This is a genomic window from Mesorhizobium sp. M4A.F.Ca.ET.090.04.2.1, assembly GCF_003999085.1.
Lineage (GTDB): Bacteria > Pseudomonadota > Alphaproteobacteria > Rhizobiales > Rhizobiaceae > Mesorhizobium.
Map to the genome: position 1 here is coordinate 1 of NZ_RZOT01000241.1, position 8,619 is coordinate 8,619.

Here is an 8,619-nt window from a genome sequence, read left to right on the forward strand (position 1 = left end):
CATGTGCGCCATGCGCACTGGCGCCGGCGGTACGGACGACTATCTGGCCGAATGGCGCAAGGCCGACCCGGTTCCGGTCGGCGACGACATCGAAGCCGAGGTCGAAAAGGCCTTCCAAGAGCTCGACACGAAATACGACCGCGAGCGGCTGGTCGCTCTGGTCAAGGCGGGCGGAAAAGAAAATGTCTGATAAGCAACCGACCGTTACCCAGGCCACCCTGGTCAAGAAGGCAGCGCCGAAATCCGACTACAAGCCGGCCGACGTATCGCCGCAGCGGCGCGTCCAGCGCTCCTTCGCGGTGAGATTATGGTCGATCCGGCACTCGCGATTGCTCGAATGGTTCTACAGCCGCTTCGCCGACGTCTTCCTGCTGCTGCATCCCTTGTGGAAGGGCATCGGCTATGGCCGCGTCGAGGCCCCGGTCAAATTCGTCGAGAAGCGCGTCAAGGGCTTCATGTTCGACTGCCGCATGTGCGGCCAGTGCGTCTTGTCCTCGACCGGCATGTCCTGCCCGATGAACTGCCCGAAGCAGTTGCGCAACGGCCCATGCGGCGGCGTGCGCGCCAACGGCAATTGCGAGGTCGAGCCCGACATGCCTTGCGTCTGGGTCAAGGCCTGGGAAGGTTCGCGTAACATGGTGCATGGCGACAAGATCCTCGACGTGCAGAAGCCGGTCGACCAGTCGCTGCGCGAAACCTCCGCCTGGCTGCGTGTCACCGCGCAAGCGGCCGCAACCCGCGAGGCTGCCCAGAATACGCCTAAAACCGGAGCCTCCGCATGACCATCCGCCAGCGCGACGAGAACCCGGCCGGCATCCACCTGCCGCTCGATCCCCTGCCCGGCCATACTTCGCGCGGCCGGCTGGAGCGCGTGCTAAGGCGCGGCGAGTTCGCGGTCACCACCGAGCTCAACCCGCCCGACAGCGCCGATCCGGAGGACGTCTATAACCGCGCCAGGATTTTCGACGGCTGGGTCGACGCCATCAATGCCGTCGATGCCTCCGGCGCCAATTGCCACATGTCCTCGGTCGGCATCTGCGCGCTGCTGACCCGCATGGGCTACGCCCCGATCATGCAGATCGCCTGCCGCGACAAGAACCGCATCGCCATCCAGGGCGACGTGCTGGGCGGCGCCGCGATGGGCGTCGCCAACATGCTCTGCCTTACCGGCGACGGTGTGCAGGCCGGCGACCAGCCCGGCGCAAAGCCGGTGTTCGACCTCGATTCGATGTCGCTGCTCGAGACCTGCCGCATCATGCGCGACAACGGCAAGTTCCTGTCCGGCCGCAAGCTGACGACGCCGCCGCAGATCTTTCTAGGCGCCGCCGTCAATCCCTTCGCCCCGCCCTTCGATTTCCGCCCGATCCATCTCGGCAAGAAGATCGCCGCCGGCGCCCAGTTCGTGCAGACGCAGTACTGCTTCGACGTGCCGATGTTCAAAACCTTCATGCAAAAGGCGCGCGATCTCGGCCACACCGAAAAGGTCTTCATCCTGTGCGGCGTCGGGCCGCTGGCCTCGGCCAAGACGGCCAAGTGGATCCGTTCCAACGTGCCGGGCATCCATATCCCCGACGCGATCATCAAGCGGCTGGAAGGAGCGCAGGACCAGAAGAAGGAAGGCAAGCAGCTCTGCATCGACATCATCAACGAGGTGAAGGAAATTCCGGGCGTCGCCGGCGTCCATGTGATGGCCTACCGGCAAGAGGAATATGTCGCCGAGATCGTCGATGAATCGGGCGTGCTGAAGGGCCGCCAGCCCTGGAAGCGCGAAATCCGCCGCGACGACCAGCTGGTCGCAGAGCGGCTCGATCACATTCTGCATGACGAGATTACCGAAACCCAGGTGGACATGGTGAAGACCGCGCATTGAGAGCCCGGGCGATCACCATTCGCTTGAACGAAATCAGATAACGATATAAAGAACTCTTTATATCACGACGGAGAGATTGCATGACCCGCACCATCGTCGCGTCGGCGACCAGAGAAATCATCATCGGCTTCGACCAGCCCTTCTGCGTGATCGGCGAGCGCATCAACCCGACGGGCCGCAAGAAGCTCGCCGCCGAAATGGTGGCCGGCAACTTCGAGACCGTCATCAAGGACGCGCTGGAGCAGGCCGCCTGCGGCGCCACCATGCTCGACGTCAATGCCGGCGTCACCGCCGTCGACCCCAATGCCACCGAGCCGGCGCTGCTGGTGCAGACGCTGGAGATCGTGCAGGGCCTGGTCGACCTGCCGCTGTCGATCGACAGTTCGGTCACCGCTGCCATCGAGGCGGCGCTGAAGGTTGCCAAGGGCCGCCCGCTGGTCAACTCGGTCACCGGCGAGGAAGAGAAGCTCGAAGCGATCCTGCCGCTGGTCAAGAAGTACAACGTCCCGGTCGTCGCCATCTCCAACGACGAGACCGGCATCTCGATGGATCCTGACGTGCGTTTCGCCGTCGCCAAGAAGATCGTCGAGCGCTGCGCCGATTTCGGCATTCCCGCCCATGACGTTGTCGTCGACCCGCTGGTGATGCCGATCGGCGCGCTGGGCGATGCCGGCCGCCAGGTGTTCGCGCTGCTGCGCCGCCTGCGCGAGGAGCTCAAGGTCAACACCACGTGCGGCCTCTCCAACATCTCCTTCGGCCTGCCGCACCGCCACGGCATCAACGCCGCCTTCATCCCGATGGTGATCGGCGCCGGCATGACCTCGGCGATCATGAACCCGGTGCGCCCGCAGGAAATGGAAGCGGTGCGCGGCGCCAATGTGCTGAACGGCACCGACGAGAACTGCACCAACTGGATCCGCACCTACAAGGACTACAAGCCGGCCGAAGGCGGCCATGCGGTTGCCGCTCCGGTGGCGGTCAACGCTCCCGGCGAAGGCGCCGGCAATGGCGGCCGTCGCCGCGGCGGCCGCGAAGCCCGGATGGCCAGGGGATAAGCGCGCAATCGTGAACTCGCCTGCCAACATCACCGATCCGCTCGTGCTGTTCATGCCGTCCGGCAAGCGCGGGCGGTTTCCGGTCGGCACGCCGGTGCTCGACGCGGCGCGTCAACTCGGCGTCTATGTCGAAAGCGTCTGTGGCGGACGCGCCACTTGCGGGCGCTGCCAGATCGAGGTGCAGGAAGGCAATTTCGCCAAGCACAAGATCGTCTCTTCCAACGACCACATTTCGCCCAAGGGCGCCAAGGAGGAGCGCTACGAGCGCGTGCGCGGCCTTCCCGAGCGGCGGCGCCTCTCCTGCTCGGCGCAGATCCTCGGCGACCTCGTCATCGACGTGCCGCAGGACACGGTCATCAACGCCCAAACCATCCGCAAGGATGCCGACACCAGGGTGATCGCCCGCGATACGGCAGTGCGCATGTGCTATGTCGAGATCGAAGAGCCCGACATGCACAAGCCGCTCGGCGATCTCGACCGCCTGAAGATCGCGCTGATGAAGGACTGGGGCTTCAAGAGCCTCGAGTTCGACTTCTACCTGATGCCGCAGGTGCAGGGCATCCTGCGCAAGGGCAACTGGACCGCCACCGCCGCCATCTACAAGGATGCCGACAGTGATATCGCGCGCGTCATCGCGCTGTGGCCAGGCCTCAAGAACGAGGCTTACGGACTCGCCTGCGATATCGGCTCGACCACCATCGCCATGCATCTGGTGTCGCTGCTGTCCGGCCGTGTCGCGGCCTCTTCCGGCACATCGAACCCGCAGATCCGCTTCGGCGAGGATCTGATGAGCCGTGTCTCCTATGTGATGATGAATCCGGACGGCCGCGAAGGCATGACGGTCGCGGTGCGCGAGGCGATTTCCAGCCTGGTCGACAAGGTTTGCGCCGAAGGCAATGTGCAGCGCAACGACATCCTGGACTCCGTCTTCGTCGGCAATCCGATCATGCACCATCTGTTCCTCGGCATCGATCCGACCGAGCTCGGCGGCGCGCCCTTCGCGCTCGCGGTCTCGGGCGCGGTGCGCATCAAGACCTCCGATATTGGCCTGAAGCTCAATCAGGGCGCCCGCCTCTACATGCTGCCTTGCATTGCCGGCCATGTCGGCGCCGACGCGGCGGCGGTGACGCTGTCGGAAGGCCCACACCGCCAGGACGAGATGATGCTGATCGTCGACGTCGGCACCAATGCCGAGATCGTGCTCGGCAACCGCACCAGGGTCGTGGCGGCCTCTTCGCCCACCGGCCCGGCCTTCGAGGGCGCGGAGATTTCCGGCGGCCAGCGGGCAGCACCGGGCGCCATCGAGCGCGTGCGCATCGATGCCGAGACGCTGGAGCCGAAATACCGCGTCATCGGCTCGGAACTATGGTCCGATCAGCCGGGCTTCGCCGAAAGCGTGCAATCGACCGGCGTCACGGGCATCTGCGGCTCCGGCATCATCGAGGTGGTGGCGGAGATGTATCTCGCCGGCATCATCTCGGAAGATGGCGTCGTCGACGGGTCGCTCTCCGCGCGCTCGCCGCGCATCATCGCCAACGGCCGCACCTTCTCCTATGTCCTGAAGGATGGCGAGCCCCGAATCACCATCACCCAGAACGACGTACGCGCCATCCAGCTCGCTAAGGCGGCGCTCTACGCCGGCACTAAGCTGCTGATGGAAAAGCAGCACACCGAGCATGTCGACCGCATCCATTTCGCCGGCGCTTTCGGCTCCTTCATCGATCCCAAATACGCCATGGTGCTCGGCCTGATCCCCGACTGCGACCTCGACAAGGTCTCGGCCGTCGGTAACGCGGCCGGCGCCGGCGCCCGCATGGCGCTGCTCAATCGCGGCTACCGCCGCGAGATCGAGGAGACGGTAAGCCGGATCGAGAAGATCGAGACCGCGCTGGAGCCGAAATTCCAGGAGCACTTCGTCTACGCCATGGCCCTGCCGAACAAGATCGACCCGTTCCCGAAGCTGTCGGCGGCGGTCAAACTGCCGCCCAGGAAGACAGTCAGCGAGGACGGCATAGCCGGCGACGCGGCGCCACGCCGCCGTTCGCGCGAGGGTCATGCGGCAAGGCGCGGCCGAGGCTAGCGGCCTCTCGCCGATCTTCAGACTTTTCCATTTTCATTTGCATGCAAATGTTTCCGGATCGCCCGATCCGGAAACCGAAATGCTGTTTTCGTGAAATCCGCTGGAAACGCGCAAGGCGCATTTAGGCACCCATCGAACGGCAGGCCGGAAATGTCTTCCCGCCGCCGCTTCCGGAGGAAAACACCATGTCGATGTTCGAAAGCCTCGGCCGCTATGGGGTGGCCATCAAGCATGCGCACAACAGGAGCAAGTCTATCCGGGCGCTGAACAGCCTGCCCCTCGACATCCAGAAGGACATTGGCTGGCCGGCGTCACCGCCGAATGATCCGCAGGCCGTGCTCGCGCAGCTGCTTCTGGGATCGGCGCGCTGATGACCTTCGCCGACAAATACAAGCTGCTGGCCAAGCGCCGGGGTCGTGGCACGGCTCCGGCTGCCGGTGACAACAAGTTGCGCGTGGCGTTGCTGCCGCGGCCCTGAACCTGGCAGTCGCCGGATCACACAAGCGTGTTGTGTCGAGCGCAAATCTTGACATTTGCGGGCAAGGTACGATCTTCCGAACAGAGGGGAAATTCTCTTAGTCGGCTCCGGCCGAAGTCCGTGTGTCGGCATGCCCAGTTTCAAAAGCCACGTCGTTTCCTTTGTCCTCAGGCATAGCCGCAAGAAGGCTTTTTCCAGTCCGGAAAACCTGCAGCGCTGGATTTCTTACGCCCGCAAGACCGAGGACCATCATCCGCCGGCATCGCTGCGTCATCGCCTCGACATTGCCGAGCGCCGCGTCAACGGATTTCCCGTCTACGAGATCGCGCCGAGGGCCGGCGAGCGAAAGCGGATCCTCTATCTGCATGGCGGCGCCTATGTCTTCCAGATCACCTCCTATCATTGGGGGCTGATCGTCGAGATGGCCGAGCGGCTGGGCTATGGTATCACGGTGCCGATCTATCCGATCGCGCCCGAGCACGATTTCCATGACATGTTCGGCATGGTCGGCGAGGTCTACCGGCAGATGCTCGGCGAGACCGGCGCCGAAAACATCGCCTTTATGGGCGATTCCGCCGGCGGCAACATGGCCGTGGTACTGACCATGATGGCGGCCGAGGACGGCCTGCCGCTGCCGGCACGCCACGTCCTGATTTCGCCCGGGCTCGACATGTCGCTCTCCAACCCCGAAGTGTTCGAGGCCGAGCGTAACGATCCGTGGCTTGGCATCGCCGGCGGGCTGGAGGCGATCCGGCTCTACAGCGCCGGCATCGATCGCGCCGACTGGCACATCAGCCCGCTCTATGGCGACCTTTCGGTACTGCCGAAGACGCTTCTTCTGACCGGCTCGCACGACCTGCTCAGCCCCGACAACCTGATCTTCGCCGAGAAAGCGCGCGCCGCCGGTGTCGAGGTGGAGGTCGTCTACGAAGAAGGCATGTTCCACGTCTGGCCGCTGATCGAGATGCCGGAGACGCGGCGCGCGCGCAACAGCATCGTCGCTTTTCTCAGCAGTGATAAAATCACTCGTCAAGCAGAGAGCGAGGCGATCACTTGGTCCGTCAGGGCTTCATCAAGTGGGCCATTCAAGACCGGATTGGCCAACACATAGATCGCTTCCAGTATGTCTTCATGTCGATCTGGCTGGTAGTCGATATCTTCCCTGCATTCGATCAGGTCCGCCCACGCCTCCACGTCCGCAGCAGTGAGTTCTCCTGACTGGAACCGTCGGAGCACGCTCAAAATATGGTCAGTGGTCAGGACAACCATCGGCGTCTCGGACCAACCCAAGTCACTCATCGTTGCAGCCAGAACATCAATCGGCTTTCCGCACGTGACAAGATCGCTGAGCACCGAAACGCGACTGACAGCAAGGCTCATCAGAACTTTCCGGTTTCCCGGAACAGCTCGAAAGTCGCGCGGATGTGGTCGGCAACCGCCTTCACCGGCGCGCTGGCGTCGGGCGCCACCACCATGGCGAGATTGTAGGTGCCAATGTCGGGCATGCCGTCCTTCGGCCCGAGCTCGACCATCTCGTTGCCGAGGAAGGATTTGGGCAGCGGCGCGACCGCGAGATCGGCCATGATCGCGGCGCGCTGGCCGGCCGTGTGCGCGCTCATATAAGCGACGCGATAGTTGCGGCCCTCGCGTCCCAGCGCCTCGAGCGCCCCTGCCCGCCAGATGCAGCCCTCTTCCCACAGCGACACCGGCAGCGGTTCGCGCAGATGCGCGCAGCCGCCCTTGGCGCCGGCCCAAACGATCGGTTCGGTCAACAGCACCTCGGCACCCAGCGCGCTGGTCTTGTAGGAATTGGTCAGCAGCGTGATGTCGAGCGCCCGGTCGTCCATGCGCCGGCGCAGATTGATGCTCTGGTCGATGGTGACATCGACCGCGATCGAGGGATGCGACTGCGCGAAACGCTTCAAGACATGTGGCAGCACGCGCTCGCCATAGTCGTCCGGCGAGCCCAGCCGCACCACGCCGACAATGTCGGGAATGATGAACTTCGACACCACCTCGCGGTTGATCGACAACAGCCGGCGGGCATAGCCGAGCAGCATCTCGCCGTCCGTCGTCAGCGTCACCGAGCGCGCGTCGCGCGCGAAGACGGAGCGGCCGAGAATGTCCTCCAGCTTCTTGATCTGCATGGAGACGGCCGAAGGCGTGCGGAAGACGGCCGTAGCGGCGGTGGTGAAGCTGCCGGTCTCGGCGATCGCAACGAAGGTGCGCAGGACATCGAGATCGAGCAGCGGCAGCGGGTGATTGAGTGGGGCGTTCATCGGGATCAGCCTTCAATTTTTCTGATGTGAACGATCATTCCATTTCGTTTGATTGAACTCCAGTTTGGGAGGATAGTCAACTCCATCGAAGCAGGCTGTTGCCAAAAGCAGCCGTGAAACGACCGCGGCACAGACCTGCAAGACATGAAATGAAGCTGAAACAGACCTGACGCAACGCTTCCGCCGGCCAACTCCCGGCGCAACGCAAAGGAGAATGAAATGTCTATCCTGTCGTCCCTCGGTCGGTTTGCGACCGAATTCAGCGCGGCCCGCGCTCGCTATCAGACCGAACGCGCCATCCACGCGCTGCCGATTGAACTGCAGAAGGATATCGGCTGGCCGGAAGCCGCCGATGCCAAGACCGGCGCTCGTCTCGGTGTCGGATCCTGGGCCGGAGCGAAGTAAATCGTGTGTATCAAATCCTGAAGGCCTGCCCGGCGGACCCAGCCCGGCAGGCCTCTCTATTTTGCCCAACCGTCTGTTTTGTTTGCATTCAAATGATTTTTCAAAGCCATGCTACAGCTGCATGACGCATATGAGCCAATCGCATAACGCCGCATTTTTCGATTTAACGCCTTGTAAACAATCGTAAATCCTGGGCGCATTGCCCAAAATTGTCGCAATCGGTGTCGCTTTTCATAACAAGCGCTTCGTTTTTGCGATTTAGTTTTCGTTCGCACAAGCCTATATCAACGCCAGCAAACGAGCTGCCCCACTCCATCACGCGAAGGCGACCCGTCTGAGCAACCGAATGGAGATGATTATGAAGCTTTTTGCCCGCCTCTTCGCCCGCCGCGAAACCAACCTGACGACCGCGCTCGAGCGCGGTCGTCAGGTTGGTTTCGCGGCGGGCGAAG

At 63.2% G+C, this 8,619-nt stretch carries 10 protein-coding genes; 8 read left to right on the plus strand and 2 right to left on the minus strand.

Features of this window, described 5'->3' with window-relative positions; all coding sequences use genetic code 11:
- The 7 genes from EN781_RS17835 to EN781_RS17865 form a co-directional block, all read left to right on the plus strand.
- The coding region (locus EN781_RS17835) for a virulence factor (protein ID WP_189347652.1) at nt 1-190 on the plus strand (190 nt) is incomplete at its 5' end.
- Complete coding sequence (locus tag EN781_RS17840) at nt 183-782, plus strand: methylenetetrahydrofolate reductase C-terminal domain-containing protein (protein WP_126054095.1); 600 nt, start codon at nt 183-185, stop codon at nt 780-782. The genes EN781_RS17835 and EN781_RS17840, both read left to right, overlap by 8 nt.
- Nucleotides 779-1,870 (plus strand): methylenetetrahydrofolate reductase, encoded by a 1,092-nt coding sequence (locus EN781_RS17845; RefSeq protein WP_126054094.1) that lies wholly within the window; start codon nt 779-781, stop codon nt 1,868-1,870. Before EN781_RS17840 ends, EN781_RS17845 begins: the two co-directional genes overlap by 4 nt.
- 80 nt (nt 1,871-1,950) lie before the next feature.
- Nucleotides 1,951-2,925 (plus strand): methyltetrahydrofolate cobalamin methyltransferase, encoded by a 975-nt coding sequence (locus EN781_RS17850; protein WP_126054093.1) that lies wholly within the window; start codon nt 1,951-1,953, stop codon nt 2,923-2,925.
- A complete protein-coding gene (locus EN781_RS17855; protein WP_126054092.1) occupies nt 2,876-5,005 on the plus strand; it encodes an ASKHA domain-containing protein in 2,130 nt (709 codons plus the stop codon). The genes EN781_RS17850 and EN781_RS17855 overlap by 50 nt, the downstream gene beginning before the upstream one ends.
- A gap of 185 nt (nt 5,006-5,190) precedes the next feature.
- On the plus strand, nt 5,191-5,376 hold the full coding sequence (locus tag EN781_RS17860) for a hypothetical protein (RefSeq protein ID WP_126054091.1): 186 nt from the start codon (nt 5,191-5,193) through the stop codon (nt 5,374-5,376).
- 237 nt (nt 5,377-5,613) lie between these two features.
- A complete protein-coding gene (locus EN781_RS17865) occupies nt 5,614-6,594 on the plus strand; it encodes an alpha/beta hydrolase (RefSeq protein ID WP_127400192.1) in 981 nt (326 codons plus the stop codon).
- Here EN781_RS17865 and EN781_RS17870 read toward each other — a convergent pair.
- Together EN781_RS17870 and EN781_RS17875 are read right to left on the minus strand one after the other, a co-directional pair.
- Nucleotides 6,513-6,863: a hypothetical protein gene (locus EN781_RS17870; RefSeq protein ID WP_126054089.1), complete on the minus strand. Its 351-nt coding sequence runs from the start codon at nt 6,861-6,863 to the stop codon at nt 6,513-6,515. The genes EN781_RS17865 and EN781_RS17870 overlap by 82 nt on opposite strands.
- Nucleotides 6,863-7,762 carry a LysR substrate-binding domain-containing protein gene (locus tag EN781_RS17875; protein ID WP_126054088.1) on the minus strand — a complete coding sequence of 300 codons (900 nt, stop codon included), beginning with the start codon at nt 7,760-7,762 and terminating at the stop codon, nt 6,863-6,865. Before EN781_RS17875 ends, EN781_RS17870 begins: the two co-directional genes overlap by 1 nt.
- 219 nt (nt 7,763-7,981) lie before the next feature.
- On the opposite strand from EN781_RS17875, the gene EN781_RS17880 reads away from it, so the two are divergent.
- Nucleotides 7,982-8,167: a hypothetical protein gene (locus EN781_RS17880; protein WP_126054087.1), complete on the plus strand. Its 186-nt coding sequence runs from the start codon at nt 7,982-7,984 to the stop codon at nt 8,165-8,167.
- The last annotated feature ends 452 nt before the right edge of the window (nt 8,168-8,619 follow it).